The organism is Burkholderia sp. NRF60-BP8 (genome assembly GCF_001522585.2).
Classification (GTDB): domain Bacteria; phylum Pseudomonadota; class Gammaproteobacteria; order Burkholderiales; family Burkholderiaceae; genus Burkholderia.
Genome location: NZ_CP013372.1, coordinates 2,498,567 through 2,514,808 on the forward strand (window position 1 = coordinate 2,498,567; position 16,242 = coordinate 2,514,808).

Consider the following 16,242-nt stretch of genomic DNA (forward strand, 5'->3'; position numbering starts at 1 on the left):
GCGAATGCCATCGCGCAAACCAGCAAGCCGCGGCGACAGCGCATCAATTGCCGATCTCCGTTGCCTTCGTGCTTTCAGGGAACGGCCAACTGCCGTTCTCGAACGACAGCACGAGCATGCCGTTGTCCTGGCATGCGGTGGTCAGGAGATGCCGGTCGAAATCGAAATCCAGACGCGACGCGCACCAGTCCGGCCCGCCCGCACGGTACTGGCCGAACATCAGATGCGCCGAGCCCGCGCCGGGCGACTTCACGGAAGCCGGGTTGTAGTACGCGATCTCCTTCGGCTTCGACGGATCGCGAATGTCGAAAACGCGAATGCCGGAGTTGAAGTAACTGCATGCGAGCGCGGTCGCATTCTGCCGATTGTCGACGCTGCAGTAGTGCGCGCCGTACGTGAACGTGGTCAGGCCGGCGATATCGGGCATGACCTTGCTGCAGTTCGCGATCGCGTGCGTTTCGAGCCGGAGCTCCGACACCAGTCGCGGCACGGCTTCGTTGGACATGTCGTAGATGTGCCCCATCGGGAACGGCGCCACGCCGGCATTGCACGCGGCCTTGACGGCCGTTGCGCCCGGATCCTGGATCCCGCCGCCCCCGCCCTCGTCGACTTCGATCAGATACGGCCTGCCCGCCACGGCGAACGAGATCGTATGTTGCGCGATGCTGCCGTTCCGCACCGGCACGGTCGCGATCCGGTGCATCTGCGCGTTGGGACGCCGGCTCTGCACTTCGCTGGTATCGACGACGAAAAAGCCGTTGTCGCCGGTCGCGTTCGCGTCGTTCAGCGGCGGCGCACTCATGCCGACGGCCGCGCCGCCGTTCCCCGACGCGACGAAGTACGCCCGCGTTCCGTCCTGGCTCACCGACAGGCCGTGCGAGAAGCTGCCCATGCCCAGATCCGACAGGCTGATCGCGGCAATCATCTTCGGCCGGGTCGGCACGGTCAGGTCGACCGCGTAGTAGCTTTTCGTGAAGGCGCCGCCGACGTAATAGGTCAGCCCGTCTGGTGAAAATCCGCCTTCGTGACCGAGCGACCGGGTGGCCGGGACGATGCCGCCGTCCTCGCCCGTGCCGACAGGCACGCTCGCCAGCAACTGCGGCCGTGTGCAATCCGAAGCAATGTCGTACAGGTCGATCTCCGGGCCGCCACCGCCGCCCAGGCCGTTGTCGGCGGCGAGGATCCCGCGCGCGACGTTCACGCGCAGCGACTCCCACGGATCGATCATCGACGTGGACGTCAGCGAGCTCACCCGCACCGGCTGCGCCGGGTTGGTGATGTCGATCACCGGCACGCCCGGGTTCACGCGCGGCGGCGCATCGGGATTGTTGAACAGCGCGCTCGCGCCCATCGTCGCGTGATAGAAGCAGGTCTGGCCTTTCCTGTCGGTATACGTGGCGGCCGACCACGACGCGCCTTCGCCCTGAACCTGGCTGACGCGTTTCAGGTTGCAGTTGAAGCCGCCGAATCCGGCCTGTCGAAGCGCGGCCGGCACCTGCCCCTGCAGCGCGGTCTCGGGCGTATCGCCCGGGCTGCAGCTCGGCACGCGCGGCACGACATAGTCGGCCACGGACACGCCGGGCGTGGCCGCCGGCGTGTCGTCGGCCTCTCCGCCACATCCGGCCAGCACGAACATGCAGAGCGACAGCGCGAACGCTGCGCGAATCGGTGATTGCATCGTTGTCTCCTTCCGTCTCGTTTGTCGTGGTGAAAATGCGCTGCGGTCACGGCCCCGGATAGATTTCGATCACGGCGACCTCGATCGTGTCGCCTGTCCGGCTGTGGAAATGCAGCGAGAAACGCCCGGTGATGCCGACCGGGAGAATGTCCAGCGACTGCACGCTGCCGGACGCGCATGCCGCCAACGCGCCCGGTATTTCGTGCGCCATCAGGACGCCGGTTTCCCGCGCATGCACGTCGATGTGCACCGGCACGCCTTCGCGCATCGCGATCACGGGTCGCGCCCACGGCGCCCTGTCGCGGTCAACGTCGACGGAGAAATGCCGTTGCTCCGGCGGCACCGGCGATGCCCGCGACGCATGCCTCGCGACGCCGTATGCCAGCAGCAGCGTCGCCGCGAAGGCGATCCATGCCGGCCACCGGCCGCGTGACGGCCGGTGGCCGGCCTCGATGCTCGTGCTTCGTTCCATCGGTACTCACGCCACGCGAGGTGGCTCCGTCAAACCGCCCGCCCATCGGGTGGATTCGATATCGATGGATGGTAGTGAGCGGTGCCGCGACGAGATATCGGCTTATTGCGGACTGTCGAAAAATTGCGTACCGAGTAACCCGAGTCGTTGCGACGAATGAAGCGCGGCGCCGATGTCGCTTCGGCCGGTGCAGGGACAGGGAGCGGCACCCCGGCACGACGGCCGGCCGGGAAATCGCATCGCGGCAGGCGGCCCGTCAGCGGCACACGGGGTGCGCCCGCGCGGCAGACGAACGTGACGGCACGACGCAGGCGACGGACTGAATACGACGACAATCGACCGGTGTGGCGGCGACCGCCGCCACACCATCGGCCAACGTCGAACGGCTTGGCCGCCAGTCGCGCTTAGTGTGCTACCGCCGCCCCCTGAATCGAGTCGACGAGCGACGCGTTGTCATAGCGCCGTCCGGCTATTCCCCATCCGCCGTCGACTGCGTGCACGACATTCACCCACACCTGCGCCGGCGTCAGCCGCCCGCGAGCGCGGTGCAGCACGATCCCGGTCGCCCGTTCGACGAACAGTCGCTGCTTGTCGGGCGCCGCGAGCGCCACCGCAGGCAGCTTCAATTCGACGAACGCGGCGGGCTGCGCGCGCCCCTGCACGAAGATGCGCTCGCGCGGCAGCACGTTCAGCGTGCCGATCACGTTCGGCGCCAGGAACGCGTTCCCGGTCAACCCCTCGACGTCCAGCAGCGCATCGGTCAACTCGGCAAACACCGGTCCTTCGTCTTCTTGCGTGAAAACCCCTTCTGATACGGTCAGCGTAATCGGCATCGCAGTTTCTCCAGGTCAGGTCATCAGGATCGTGACGTGATATAAATATCAGTCACTCTCTATACATTAGACACTGATCGCTCTCTATGCAAGCAATAAAGAGCGATCGCTCTGAAGCGAGCCCGTCATGCGTTATTCCGCCGAGCACAAGCACGAAACCCGCACCCGCATCCTCGAAGCCGCGAGTCGCCTGTTCCGCCAGGAAGGGTATGGCGGCTCCGGCATCGGTCCGTTGACGAAGGCGGCCGGCGTCACCAACGGCGCGTTCTACGGGCATTTCAAGTCCAAGGGTGAAGCCTTCCGCCAGATCGTGCTCGACGGCCTCGACCAGCTCCGGCAAGGTGTCGCAACCTTCAAGGCCGAGCATGGCGCCCGTTGGCGGCGCCCGTTCGTAGCGTTCTACCTGGGGCCGCGACGCACCTGCGCACTCGGCGAAAGCTGTGCGCTGCCGAGCCTGTCTCCCGAAGTGATGCGCGCCGACGACGACACGCGCGACGCGTATGAACACGCGCTGCGGCAAATCGTCGACGAAGTGTCGTCCGGGCTCGGCGACACGCCCGACGACGACCGCGCGATCGCGTTTCTCGCGCTGCTGTCCGGTGGCGTCACGCTCGCGCGCGCGGTGCGCGATCCCGAACTCGCGCAGCGCATCGCCGATGCGGTCGGCCGTTACGCGGTCGTGATCGCCGAGCGTACCGACGTGCAACCCGAACCACGGTCATCGCGCGCCGACGCCTGAGCATCGCCGCTGCCGACTGCGCCCTTCAACGCGTGCGCTTCGCCGCGCGCGGCCGTTTCCCGGTCGCCGATCAACGTAATCCCGTCGTGGCGCTTCACGAAATGGCGCAATACCGCGAGCGAGTTGGTCGTCAGCGTCGGATGAAGGCGCTGGGCGGAACTGACCGCTGGTTGCCAAACGCGGTGCAATAAAAAAGGTAAGGTTCTTCGTGGATTTCCGTGGACGCCGCCTTCCGGCCCGGAACGGTCACTTATCGATACGATGCTCGGAAAGTCAGCGGACAAGCAGTCCGGACACGCGAACCCATACCGCCCGAAGGCGTCGCGCGCGATCCTCGAAGAGATAGGAGGCCGCAAGGGCCAGGAGACCTGAAATTGCCCCCGTCACGATGTGCTCGACATAGGGGATACGGTAACGACTCGTGTGCGAGTACGCGTCGCCCAACGTCGTCAGGACGCCAACGACCAGCGCATTGCCGTATCGATGCGCATAGAGCTTCCCCACCGGCGTGAAAGTCAGAAGCACAGCCAGGAGTCCGGTCAGCAGACCCGTATGAAATGCGATGGTCCAGTGGGGAAGGCTCGTGACATTTCCCCAGCTCCCCGGCATGCAGGTCATGCACGCACTGGTCGGCTGCCAGAAACGCTGGACAAACAGTCTGACGCGGTGCTTCCACTCGGTTGACATGATGCATTCCCATCGATGCCGTCGCCGCGGCCGGCGCCGCCGCACGTGTCGTTGAAGCCGTTTCCGAACGCGCTTCAACGAGCTTGCCGTCGCCGTCACGGAGGGATCGGCTGTGCGCCGTGACGGCCGGGCATGATCCCGGCATGGGGAAATACTACTCCACGATTAGACGGCCGCCGTGTCGACCGGGAGCGGAATTCAACGCTTGCATCCATCGGGGCGGCTCCGTCCGTGATACCGTCGAACGATGCGCTTACGCGCGAAGTCGACGGCATCGCCCCCCGGGCTGCCGGCCGTGCGGCCGGAATCGCCCGGCCGGTTCGGGAAGTCCTCCGGCCGCACGGCCCGGATCAAGCCAACGCGCGAACCGCCCCCGATACCCGTATGCTCGCGCCGGTTTCCGGGGAGATTTGCACATGGATGCGGCTGCGCATCCCCATGTCCTCGCCCTGAATGATGTCGAGCGGGCCATCGCGCAGCCACCCCGCATCCCGAAGATAGCCGGCCAGGGCCGCCGCTGCCGCTCCCGTCGCCGGGTCTTCGTACACCCCTCCCGCCGCAAAGGGATTGCGAGCGTGAAACAGCCGTTGATGCTCTGCGTGCACCAGCGCGATCGTGGCGAAGCCGTGAGCCAGCATGAGTTCGCGGCCGACATCGAGGTCGTAGTGCATTTCAGATAGACGCGTGCGTTCGGCCAGTGCGAGGACGAGGTGCTTTGCACCACCACGCGCAATCGCAGGGGGCAGGCGCGGATCGAGGTCGCGGTGTCGATAGTCGAACAGCGCCAGTGCATCGCGCACGAGATCGGGCGGCGCCGGCTCGCTATGGGTGGGCGGCGACTGCAACGCAGCGACCAGCGCCGTACCGTCACGACGCCCCTCGACCGTGATTTCCGCGTCGTTGAGACGCAGATGAAACAGCCCGTCTCCTTCACGCCGGGCAAGCGCAGCGCCCAGTGCGATGGTGGCATGTCCACAGAAGGGAACCTCGATTTCGGGCGCGAAATAGCGTACCCGCCACGCATCGCCGAGCGGCGCCGCGAATGCCGTTTCGGAATAGCCGACCTCCGCGGCGATTGCCTGCATGGTGGGAGCATCCGGCAACACCGCGCAAATCACGACACCGGCAGGATTGCCGCCGGCATTGCCATCGGCGAACGAGGCCAATCGTTCGACGGGGAAAGGGCTGAGCGGCGAAACAGGGTGTTCTGTCGTGGTCATTTGTTGGTTCCCAGTGGTGAATGAATGCGCGGCGAAAGGTTGGATCCGATCCCAGGCAATTTTCGCATCTTCACATCGACGATACGAATCCCGGGCACGACCAGACGGCGCGACGGCCGCGCTCAGGCTGCCGCTGACGCTCGAATGTGTGGGCCTATGCCTCTGGCGAGTGACGCATGACGGCCAATCGCTGCCGCTCCTCCCTGAAATTTTCGACGACTCGTAAAAAACCCCGACACGCAGACCTGAGCCTGCATGCCGGGGTTTTTCGCTTCTCGGCCGGCGAGCGACGAATCGCCCGCCGCTCGCGCTCACCGCGCAGCCATATCCTCCTTGCCGGTCGCCGCGCCGCCGACCGCCGTCGGCGCCGCGCCCCACCCGCCGCCGAGCGCACGGATCAGGTTGACGGTCGACACGGCCTGCGCACCGGTAAGCTGATTCGCCTGCAACTGCGACTGCAACACCGACCGCTCGCTGTCGATCACGTCGAGATACGCGACCTCGCCTTCCTGATACTGCGTACGCGACAGCTTCGCCGCCCGGCGCGACGCGTTGACGGCGGCATCCTGCGCGCGGATCTGGTCGTCGAGCAGGCGCAGATCGGCGAGATTGTCCTCGACCTCGCGGAACGCGACGAGCACCTGCTGCCGGTAGTTCGCGACCTGTTCGTCGTACTGCGCGCGCGCCTGCTGCACGCCGGCCGCCCGCCGCCCGCCGTCGAACAGCGGCAACGTCAGCGCGGTGCCGGCGAACGGCCCGAGCAGGAACGTGCGGCTCGACCACAGGAACAGGTTGCCGAGCGTCGACGCCTCATAGCCGAACGACCCGGTGATATCGAGCTTCGGGAAGTACGCAGACTTCGCGAGCCCGATCCGTGCGTTCGCGGCCGCCATCGCGCGCTCGGCCGCCGCCACGTCCGGGCGGCGTTCCAGCAGCGCGGACGGCAGGCCCGGCGGAATCTTCACCGCGACCGGCACGATCGGCGTTTCCTTGAACGCGAAATCCGCGGGCGCCTTGCCGAGCAGGATCGCGAGCGCATGCTCCGACGCCGCGCGCCGGCGCGCGACGCCGACCGCATCGGCCTGCGCGCTGGCCAGTTCGTTCTTCGCGCGCGACACGTCGAGCTCGCTGATGTCGCCTTCGTTGAAGCGGCGCTGCACGAGCTTCAATGCCTGTTCGCGCAACTCGACGGTGCGGCGGTACAGATCCTGGTCCGAGTCGAGCTGACGCAGCTCGAAGTAGTTCTGCGCGACATCGGCCTGCAGCGCGAGCTGTACCGAGCGGAACAGCGCTTCGCTCTGCGCCTGGTCGGCACGCGACGCCTCGACGTTGCGGCCGACGCGGCCGAACAGGTCGGCTTCATACGACACCGTGCCCTGCGCGCGCCACAGCGTCGCGTTGGTCGGGCCCGTGCCCTGCGGCTGGAACTGCGATGCCGACGACAGCCCCTCGCGCGTCGGCCCGAACCCGGCGCCGATCTGCGGGAACCATTGCGAGCGCGCCGAACGCGTCGCCGCACGCGCTTCCTCGACCCGCGCGGCCGCGGCCTTGAGATTCTGGTTCGCGGCGAGCGCCTGCGTCTCGAGCGAATCGAGCACCGGGTCGCCGAACACCTTCCACCATTCGCCGCGATGTTCGCCGTCCGACGGCTCGGCCGTCTTCCACGTGCCGGCCTGCTCGCCGGCGGCGAGGGTCGGCGCTTCCTTGAACGCGGCGGGCGCCGCCGCGTCCGGACGCTTGTAGTCTGGGCCGACCGCGCACGCGGCGAGCAGCGTCGCGAGCAGAGTGCTCGCGGCCGCCACCTTCGCGAAGCGCATCAGGCCGTTCGTATCGTGCATGTCGTTCATTTTCTGGTCCTCAAGCATCGGGCGCCGGTACACCGTACCCCGTCGAATCCTTGCCGGCGACGTGGATCTTGCCGCCCGCGAGCGTACGCAGCACGACATAGAACACCGGCGTCAGCATCAGCCCGAACAGCGTCACGCCGAGCATCCCGAAGAACACCGCGACACCCATCGCATGGCGCATTTCCGAACCGGCGCCCGTCGACGTGACGAGCGGCACCACGCCCATGATGAAGGCGATCGACGTCATCAGAATCGGGCGCAGCCGCAGCCGGCTCGCCTCGATCGCGGCCTCGAGCGGCGTCCTGCCGTCGTGTTCGAGCTCGCGCGCGAATTCGACGATCAGGATCGCGTTCTTCGCCGAGAGCCCCACCAGCACCATCAGGCCGATCTGCGTGAAGATGTTGTTGTCGCCCTGCGTGAGCCACACGCCCGTCAGCGCCGACAGGATGCTCATCGGCACGATCAGGATCACCGCGAGCGGCAGCGTCAGGCTTTCGTACAGCGCGGCGAGCACGAGGAACACGAGCAGCACGCTGATCGGGAACACGTACATCGCCGAATCGCCCGCGAGGATCTGCTGGTACGTGAGGTCGGTCCACTCGAAGCGCACGCCGCGCGGCAGCGTTTCGTGCGCGATGCGCTCGACCGCGGCCTGCGCCTGCCCCGACGAGAAGCCGGGCGCCGGGCCGCCGTTGATGTCGGCCGCCGTGTAGCCGTTGTAGCGCACGACCATTTCCGGGCCGAACGTCGGCGTCACCGTGACGAGCGACGACAGCGGCACCATCTCGCCCTTATCGTTGCGTGTCTTCAGTTGCAGGATGTCGTCCGCGCGCTGGCGGAACGGCGCATCGGCCTGCACGCGCACCTGGTACACGCGCCCGAAGCGGTTGAAGTCGTTCACGTACAGCGAACCGAGATACACCTGCATCGTGTTGAACACGTCGGTCACCGGCACGCCGAGCTGCTTCGCCTTCACGCGATCGAGATCGACGTTGAGCTGCGGCACGTTGATCTGGTAGCTCGTAAACAACGGACCGAGTTCCGGCGCCTGCTGCGCGCGCTTGATGAAATCGTTGGTCGCATCCGACAGCTTCGCGTACCCGACCGCGCCGCGATCCTCGATCTGCATCTTGAACCCGCCGAGCGTGCCGAGGCCGAGCACCGGCGGCGGCGGGAACACCGCGACGAACGAATCCTTGATCGCGCCGTATTTCTGGTTCAGCGCACCGGCGATCGCGCCGGCCGACAGCGCCTTGCCGTGCCGTTCCGAGAACGGCTTCAGCGTGACGAACACGATGCCCGCGCTCGAGCTGTTCGTGAAGCCGTTCACCGACAGCCCCGGGAACGCGACCGCGCTCTCGACGCCCGGCTGCTTCAGCGCGATCGAACCCATGTCGCGGATCACCTTCTCGGTACGATCGAGCGACGCACCGTTCGGCAGTTGCGCGAACGCGATCAGGTATTCCTTGTCCTGCGCGGGCACGAAGCCGCCCGGCACGACCTTCGACACCAGCACCGTCGCCCCCACCAGCACGAGGTACACGCCGAGCATCAGCGTCTTGCGCGACAGCACGCCGCGCACGCCGCGGCCGTAGTTCTCCGCGCCGCGATGGAACACCTTGTTGAAACGGCGGAAGAAGCCGCCGAGCACACGGTTCATCACGCGCGTGAGCCAGTCTTCCTTGTCGCCGTGGCCCTTGAGCAGGATCGCGGACAGCGCCGGCGACAGCGTCAGCGAGTTGAACGCCGAGATCACCGTCGAGATCGCGATCGTCATCGCGAACTGCTTGTAGAACTGGCCGGTCAGGCCCGACATGAACGCGAGCGGCACGAACACGGCGACGAGCGTCAGCGCGATCGCGATGATCGGCCCGCTCACTTCCTGCATCGCCTTGTAGGTCGCCTGCCGCGCGGTCATCCCGTTCTCGATGTTGCGCTCGACGTTCTCGACGACCACGATCGCATCGTCGACCACGATCCCGATCGCGAGCACCATCCCGAACAACGACAACGCGTTGATCGAATAGCCGAACGCCAGCAGCAACGAGAACGTGCCGACGATCGACACCGGCACCGCGATCAGCGGAATGATCGACGCGCGCCAGGTCTGCAGGAACACGATCACGACGATCACGACCAGCGCGATCGCCTCGAGCAGCGTGTGCACGACGGCCTTGATCGACGAACGCACGAACTGCGTCGGGTCGTAGACGATCTTGTAGTCGACGCCCGCCGGCATGTCCTGCTTCAGCTCGGCCATCGTCTTGCGCACTTCGTCGGAGATCTGCAGCGAGTTCGCGCCCGGCGACTGGTTGATCGCCATCGCGACGGCTGGCTTGTTGTCGAGCAGCGAGCGCAGCCCGTACTCGGACGCGTCGAGCTCGATGCGCGCGATGTCGCGCAGGTGCGTGACGCCGCCGTCCGGCGTCGTCTTCACGACGATGTCGCCGAATTCCTCTTCCGTCTGCAGACGGCCGCGCGCATTCACCGACAGCTGCAGCGGCGTGCCCGGCAGCGACGGCGATGCGCCGATCACGCCGGCCGCGACCTGCACGTTCTGCTCGCGGATCGCCTGCACGACGTCCTCGGCCGACAGCCCGCGCTGCGCGACCTTCTGCGGATCGAGCCACACGCGCATCGCGTAGTCGCCCGAACCCCACAGCTGCACTTGGCCGACGCCCTGGATCCGCGACAGGCGATCCTTCACGTTGATCAGCGCGTAGTTGCGCAGGTAGGTCATGTCGTAGCGGTTGTCCGGCGAGATCAGGTGAACCACCATCGTCAGCGTCGGCGAGCTCTTCACCGTGGTGATGCCGAGCCGCTGCACGTCTTCCGGCAGGCGCGGCAGCGCCTGGTTCACGCGGTTCTGCACGAGCTGCGTGGCCTTGTCCGGATCGGTGCCGAGCTTGAACGTGACGGTGATCGTCATGTTGCCGTCGCTGTTCGCCTGCGACTGCATGTAGAGCATGTCCTCGACGCCGTTGATCTGCTCTTCCAGCGGCGACGCGACCGTCTCGGCGATCACTTTCGGGTTCGCGCCCGGGTACTGCGCCTTCACGATCACGGAAGGCGGCACGACTTCCGGATATTCCGAAATCGGCAGCAGGAACATCGCGATCACCCCGCCCAGCAGGATGACCACCGATAGGACTCCTGCAAAGATCGGCCGGTCGATAAAGAATTTGGAAATGTTCATGTGTGGCTCTGTCTGGTTGAACGCGGATGCGAAGCGGGCGCGCCGCTTACGAATCCGCCTTCGCCGGTGCGGCCGGCTTCGCGGTGCTCGCGAGCGGCGCGGCCGGATCGTCGCCGCCCGTCATCGGCACCATGTGCGGCTTCACCTGCTCGCCGGGGCGCACGCGCTGCGTGCCGTTCACGATCACGCGATCGCCGGCGGCCAGGCCGCTGACGATCACGCGCCGGTTGCCGTGCTGCATCCCCGGCTGCACTTCGCGATACGACACGCGGCCCTGCTGGTCGACGACGAACACGAACTTCTTGTCCTGGTCGGTGTTGATCGCCGCGTCGTCGACGAGCAGCGCCTCGTGCGGCGCGCTGCCGCCCACCTTCACGCGCGCATAGAGGCCCGGGACGAGCGTGCCGTCCGCGTTGTCGAAGCGTGCGCGCACGCGGATCGTGCCGGACGACGTGTCGAGCCGGTTGTCGACCGAATCGATCTCGCCGCTGCGCGAATAGCCGGTTTCGTTCGCGAGGCCGAGCTCGACCGGCACCTTGCGGCCGCTGCGCGCGCCGTTGATGTATTGCAGGTAGGTCTGTTCGTCCGCGTCGAACGATGCGTAGATCGGCGACACCGACACCAGCGTCGTCAGCGGCGCGGCCGACGCGCCGGCCGACACGACGTTGCCGAGCGTGATTTCCGCGCGCGACACGCGGCCCGATACCGGCGCGGTGATGCGCGTATAGCCGAGATTGATGCGTGCCGTTTCCAGCGCGGCTTCGGCGGCCTTCAGGTTCGCGCTCGCCTCGCGTGCCGCGTTCTGCTTTTCGTCGTAGTCGCGCTTCGCGATCGCGTTGTCGCCGATCAGCCGCTGCGCGCGCTGCCAGTCCGTCTGCGCGTAGCCGTTGCGCGCCTGCGCGGCCGCGAGCTGCGCGGCGGCGCGGTCGACTTCCGCCTGATACGGGCGCGGGTCGATCACGAACAGTACGTCGCCCTTCTTCACGAGCGCACCGTCCTTGAAGTTCACCGCGACGATCGTGCCCGACACCTGCGGGCGCACGTCGACTTTCTCGACCGCTTCGAGACGGCCCGAGTAGCTTTGCCAGTCGGTCACGGTCTGCGGCACGACGGTCGCGACGTCGACTTCGGGCAGCGGCGCCGCCGCTTTTTCGGGTGCGTTCGCGTTGACGCGCATCGCGCCGAACGTGCCGAGGCCGACGACGGCGAGCGTGACGATCGCCGCGGTCGCGATTCGGGAACGGGTGGTGCGTAGGATGGCCATGTGGATCTCCGGTAAGCGTGGATTGGTCTGGTTATTCGGAACGGTTCGGCTGGCGCGCCTGGAAGCGGCACTGGAAGAAGCGCACGGCTTCCTCGAACGCGGCTTCGTGCGTGGCGAGCGCGGCGTGCGTGATGTCCGGATAGCGGATCACCTGCGTAAGCACGCCCGACGAAATCAGGCAGCCCGCATATTTCTCCGCTTCGACGTGCAGCACGTCGTTCTGCGCGGTGACGACGAGCGTCGGCGGCAGCCCCGCGAGGCGCACCGATTCGATCGGCGCCGCGTACGGGTGCATGCGTTGCGCCGCCTGCGGCAGGTATGCGCGATAGCAGGCCGCGCATTCGCGCGCGGTGATGTCGGACGCGAGCCGCTCGGCGTCGCCGATGCGCGTCATGCTCGGGTCGAGCATCGGCCCGAACAGCGCCTGCGCGACGATCGACACTTCGCCGCGGTCGCGTGCGATGAAGGCCAGGCAGTTCGCGAGCTGGCCGCCCGCGTCGTGCCCCGCGACCCCGATCTTCTTCGGATTGCCGCCGAACGCGCGGGCGCGCGTCGCGGCCCAGACGGCGGCGCGATACGCATCCTCCGGCGCGGCCGGAAAAGGAAAGGCCGGCGCGAGCGAATAATCGACCGACACTACGAGAGCTGGTAAGCGTTCTGCTAAAAAACGCGCGGCGAAGTCCGCATCTTCGAGCGAACCGCGGACGAAGCCGCCGCCGTGGAAATAAAGCACTACTGGCAACCCGGTCTTGTCCGGGCGGCGGTAGAGGCGCAGCACGATGTCCTGTGCGTAGCCGGGAATTTCCACTTCGGCCACCGTCAGCGCCGCGCCCGCCATGGCTTGCGCGGGCAATGCGGCTTTCAGGAATTTGCTGAATTCAGAAGCGTCCATGACGATGCAGCATCCATTTCGAGATGGAACGAATTCTGGGTCCGGCAGACATTGGGATAAATGCCTATAATCCGGCAACACAATTCAACGCCCCCGAACAATCCGAGGCTGCGTTTACCCACGAGGTAGCGCAGCCTTGTCGTTCGCGGGCTCATTAGATTGCGGAGGTTGTGATGGACCGGCTTCAGGCCATGCAGGTGTTTACTCGTGTCGTCGATACAAGCAGCTTCACCAAGGCAGCAGAAACGCTCGGCTTGCCGCGGGCGTCCGTCACGACGATCATCCAGAATCTCGAAGCATTCCTCGGCGTGCGGCTGATGCACCGGACCACGCGCCGGCTCTCGCTCACGCCCGACGGCGCCGCCTACTACGAACGCTGCGTGCGGATCCTCGCGGACGTCGAGGAAACCGAAGCAAGCTTCCAGGCCAACAACCGGAAGCCGCACGGAAAGTTGCGTATCGACATGCCGGGCTCGATCGGGCGGCTGCTCGTGATTCCGTCGCTGTGCGAGTTTCATACGCGCTATCCGGACATCGACCTGCAACTCGGCCTGTCCGATCGGCCGGTCGACCTGCTGCAGGAAGGCGTCGACTGCGTGATCCGCGTCGGTGCGCTGCAGGATTCGTCGCTCGTCGCACGCCGCGTCGGCCTGTTCGAATGCGTGACGGTCGGTTCGCCCGACTATCTCGAGCGCCACGGCGAACCGCAGACGATCGACGACCTGAGCCAGCACAAGGCCGTCAACTACTTCTCGAGCCGCACCGGCCGCACGATCGACTGGACGTTCCTGATCGAAGGCAAGGAAGTCGAGATGAAGATGGAGGGCATCGTGTCGGTGAACGATGCCGATGCGTACGTGACGTGCGGCGTCGAGGGCTTCGGGCTGATCCAGCCGCCGCTGTTCATGGTGCTGCCGCACCTGCGCGAGGGCCGGCTCAAGGAAGTCCTGCCCGGCGTCAAGCCGCTGCCGATGCCGATCTCGGTCGTGTATCCGCACAGCCGTCATCTGTCGCCGAAGGTGCGCGTGTTCGTTGACTGGATCGCCGAAGTGTTCGACCGGTGCCCGCTGCTGAGCGGCAAGGGCAGCCTCGACGCGACGTGCAGCAAGCGCACGTTCGAGGAAGCCGAGCGCGCGCCGGCGCTCGATACGCCGGTCATCAACGAGTGGGTCGCGTAATCGTCCGACCTCCACGCGCGGGCCGCAGCGCCCGCGCGTCATCCTGCCCGAGCGCGGCCCGGGCACGCCTTTCAAGCGCGGCGCCGCGATCCTTCCCGAATCCGCAGTAAATCTTTGCGCGGCGCGCGGCAATCGGCCGCGTGCGTCGTTGCGTGTCGTCGCGCGTCGCCGCCGCACCTCCCTGCGAAGCCCATGCCGCGCGGCTCCCGGCCATTTCCGCATAACCCTGCCGGCGGTGCGGATGGCGATTGTTCCACTGACACGACAATTCAATTCGCGTCTGCTGCATTTATCGCGACGGAACGGCAACCTAGAGTAAACCCTGTCGCGCACCTCGTTGCGCATCGAACAGATCCCGCCCGCGGGACCGGAGTCAGCGCTCAGGCGCGCGCTCCGACATCTCCAGGAGTTACGCCATGAACCGCCGCCATCTTCTCTCGGCCCTTGCGCTCACGCTTGCCGTGTCCGCACCGGCCTTCGCCGATTCGGACACCTCGCACGCCGGCGACTCCGGCAACACGTCGTGGTCCGCGCAGCACAACGGCCCGCGTACGCGCGCCGAAGTGAACGCGGAAGTCGAGCAGGCACGCAAGGACGGCACGCTCGCGTACCTGCGCAAGGCGACGTCGTATCCGCAAGGGCTCGAACTCGCGCAAGGCCCGTATCGCCCGACACCGGAAGGCAACCAGCTCGCCGGCGCGGGCCGGTAAACGCGAGACGCCGCGCAGCGGATTGCCCGGTGCGCGGCGTCTCGAACGACGTTGTCGACGACTCGTCGAGTCAGTCAGTTAGTTAGTTAGTTGCAGGAGTACATGATGAACGACCCACTTCCTTCGCCGCTCGATCACTGGGACGACACCACGCCGGTGTGGACGCCGTTCCGTTCGGCCCCGCAATCGCATTGACCGCCGGCTGAATCATCGTCCTGCCGTCAACGGCGCGGCACCCCGTCGCGCCATTCGCCCCAGTGCGTGACGATGTCCTGCACCAGCGGATTGCCCGCGCGGTACAGGTTTTCGGTCGCCGGGGCGAAACCGCCCTGGTCCGCGTAGTTCAGCAGGTTGTCGGCGCTCGTCTGCCCCGCGTACGGCCGATCGAAATCGGACCCGGTGCGCAGCACGGCCACGCGCGACAGGTCGACCCGCTTCACGCTCGCCGCGCGCTTGAGCGCTTCGTACGTCGCGTTGTCTTCCTGCGCGGTCATGCAGTAGGTGCCCTTGCCGTCCGTCAGGATCTTGGTCCACTGGCGTGCGCGCTCGCCGATCAGCGTGCCCGAGAACCACGTGTTGCCCGATGACGTGTCGCACTGGATCACCGTCGGCGGCCGGTTCGCCGGCGCATACGTGAACTTCGCACGCGCCGCTTGCGCCTGCGCGCTGTCTGCCAGCACGACGTTGCGCGACAGCGCGTAGGCGGCGTCGGTCAGTTGCGGGTTGAGCTGAAACACTTCGGTGCGATAGTCGAGCGGCGGCTTGTCGTTCGGGCTCTTCGTATTGATGCCGAGATAGCCGGTGTTCCAGCCGGCCGGAATCTCGCGCGCATCGAGCTCCCACTGCAGGCTGAAATCGACGAGGTATTTCGACCACGCGGCCGATCCGACCGTGCCTTGCGCGGGGTCGACGCCCGCGATGCCCGAGACCAGGAAATACGTGCGGCGCAGATCGAAGCGTTGCGAGAACGTGAGCGCCATGATCGTCGCCGACGCGTTCGCATAGCCCATGCCGGTCGTGACCACGCATACGTCCTGCTTGTTGCAGTGGACCGCCGGATAGTCGGGCGACAGGCCGGGCACGGCGATGTCGCGCCACGGGCCGAGCCGGTCGAGCCACGCCTGGCCCTCCGGCCCGAACATCGTGACGATCATGACCTTGACCGGGCGGCCATGCGAGCCGGTCTCGGCGAATGCCGCGTTGCCGGCATCGTTGCCCTGGTTGTCCTGCGCGATCGACGGCGCGGTCGCGCAGGCGGCAAGCGAGAATGCGGCGGCGGAAAGAATGGAGCGAGTCAGCATCGGCGTTCCTTGTTTCGGTGACGTTGGGTGAGAACGGCTGTCGGAGACTGCGCGACGAGTATAGAACGGGCGTACGCGATGCGGAACCCGACTACGAAACGGCCGGCGATGTTTCGTGCGAACGGATGCGTGTTGCGTGACGGAAAATCGCGCGTTCGTCGCGGCGTCGAAAAACATCAGGAATGCTATCGGGTTGGTCGCCGAGTGCAACGTCGGCTGCTTCGC

At 66.5% G+C, this 16,242-nt stretch carries 13 protein-coding genes; 3 read left to right on the top strand and 10 right to left on the bottom strand.

Translation table 11 applies throughout. From position 1 onward, the window contains the following. Positions 1–43: 43 nt before the first annotated feature. The 3 genes from WS54_RS11560 to WS54_RS11570 all read right to left on the bottom strand — a co-directional run bounded on the left by WS54_RS11560 (position 44) and on the right by WS54_RS11570 (position 2,983). A complete protein-coding gene (locus tag WS54_RS11560) occupies positions 44–1,678 on the bottom strand; it encodes an LVIVD repeat-containing protein (protein ID WP_059780042.1) in 1,635 nt (544 codons plus the stop codon). Between the two features lie 46 nt (positions 1,679–1,724). Continuing rightward, positions 1,725–2,150 carry a hypothetical protein gene (locus tag WS54_RS11565; protein WP_034206057.1) on the bottom strand — a complete coding sequence of 142 codons (426 nt, stop codon included), beginning with the start codon at positions 2,148–2,150 and terminating at the stop codon, positions 1,725–1,727. A gap of 404 nt (positions 2,151–2,554) precedes the next feature. Continuing rightward, entirely contained in the window at positions 2,555–2,983 is a 429-nt protein-coding gene (locus tag WS54_RS11570) for a hypothetical protein (protein ID WP_059780043.1), read from the bottom strand. A gap of 127 nt (positions 2,984–3,110) precedes the next feature. On the opposite strand from WS54_RS11570, the gene WS54_RS11575 reads away from it, so the two are divergent. Beyond that, positions 3,111–3,722 (top strand): TetR/AcrR family transcriptional regulator, encoded by a 612-nt coding sequence (locus WS54_RS11575; protein ID WP_059780044.1) that lies wholly within the window; start codon positions 3,111–3,113, stop codon positions 3,720–3,722. A gap of 273 nt (positions 3,723–3,995) precedes the next feature. On the opposite strand, the gene WS54_RS11585 is transcribed toward WS54_RS11575, so the two are convergent. The 6 genes from WS54_RS11585 to WS54_RS11610 all read right to left on the bottom strand — a co-directional run bounded on the left by WS54_RS11585 (position 3,996) and on the right by WS54_RS11610 (position 12,828). Next, a complete protein-coding gene (locus WS54_RS11585) occupies positions 3,996–4,409 on the bottom strand; it encodes a hypothetical protein (RefSeq protein WP_059780045.1) in 414 nt (137 codons plus the stop codon). A 350-nt stretch (positions 4,410–4,759) separates the two neighbouring features. Further along, complete coding sequence (locus WS54_RS11590) at positions 4,760–5,629, bottom strand: PhzF family phenazine biosynthesis protein (RefSeq protein WP_059780046.1); 870 nt, start codon at positions 5,627–5,629, stop codon at positions 4,760–4,762. A gap of 311 nt (positions 5,630–5,940) precedes the next feature. Then, complete coding sequence (opcM, locus tag WS54_RS11595) at positions 5,941–7,476, bottom strand: multidrug efflux transporter outer membrane subunit OpcM (RefSeq protein WP_034206312.1); 1,536 nt, start codon at positions 7,474–7,476, stop codon at positions 5,941–5,943. A gap of 10 nt (positions 7,477–7,486) precedes the next feature. After that, entirely contained in the window at positions 7,487–10,672 is a 3,186-nt protein-coding gene (gene ceoB / locus WS54_RS11600) for a multidrug efflux RND transporter permease subunit CeoB (protein ID WP_034206053.1), read from the bottom strand. A gap of 46 nt (positions 10,673–10,718) precedes the next feature. Then, entirely contained in the window at positions 10,719–11,936 is a 1,218-nt protein-coding gene (ceoA, locus tag WS54_RS11605) for a multidrug efflux RND transporter periplasmic adaptor subunit CeoA (protein WP_034206052.1), read from the bottom strand. A 31-nt stretch (positions 11,937–11,967) separates the two neighbouring features. Next, positions 11,968–12,828 (bottom strand): alpha/beta hydrolase, encoded by an 861-nt coding sequence (locus tag WS54_RS11610; RefSeq protein WP_034206051.1) that lies wholly within the window; start codon positions 12,826–12,828, stop codon positions 11,968–11,970. 173 nt (positions 12,829–13,001) lie between these two features. On the opposite strand from WS54_RS11610, the gene ceoR reads away from it, so the two are divergent. Next, positions 13,002–14,006, top strand: coding sequence for a putative multidrug efflux transcriptional regulator CeoR (gene ceoR, locus WS54_RS11615; protein ID WP_034206050.1), 1,005 nt, complete (start codon positions 13,002–13,004; stop codon positions 14,004–14,006). Between the two features lie 416 nt (positions 14,007–14,422). After that, a complete protein-coding gene (locus tag WS54_RS11620; RefSeq protein WP_034206049.1) occupies positions 14,423–14,716 on the top strand; it encodes a DUF4148 domain-containing protein in 294 nt (97 codons plus the stop codon). 221 nt (positions 14,717–14,937) lie between these two features. Here the strand turns inward: WS54_RS11620 and WS54_RS11625 are convergent, their stop codons facing one another. Beyond that, positions 14,938–16,017: a purine-nucleoside phosphorylase gene (locus tag WS54_RS11625; RefSeq protein ID WP_034206048.1), complete on the bottom strand. Its 1,080-nt coding sequence runs from the start codon at positions 16,015–16,017 to the stop codon at positions 14,938–14,940. Between the last annotated feature and the right edge of the window lie 225 nt (positions 16,018–16,242).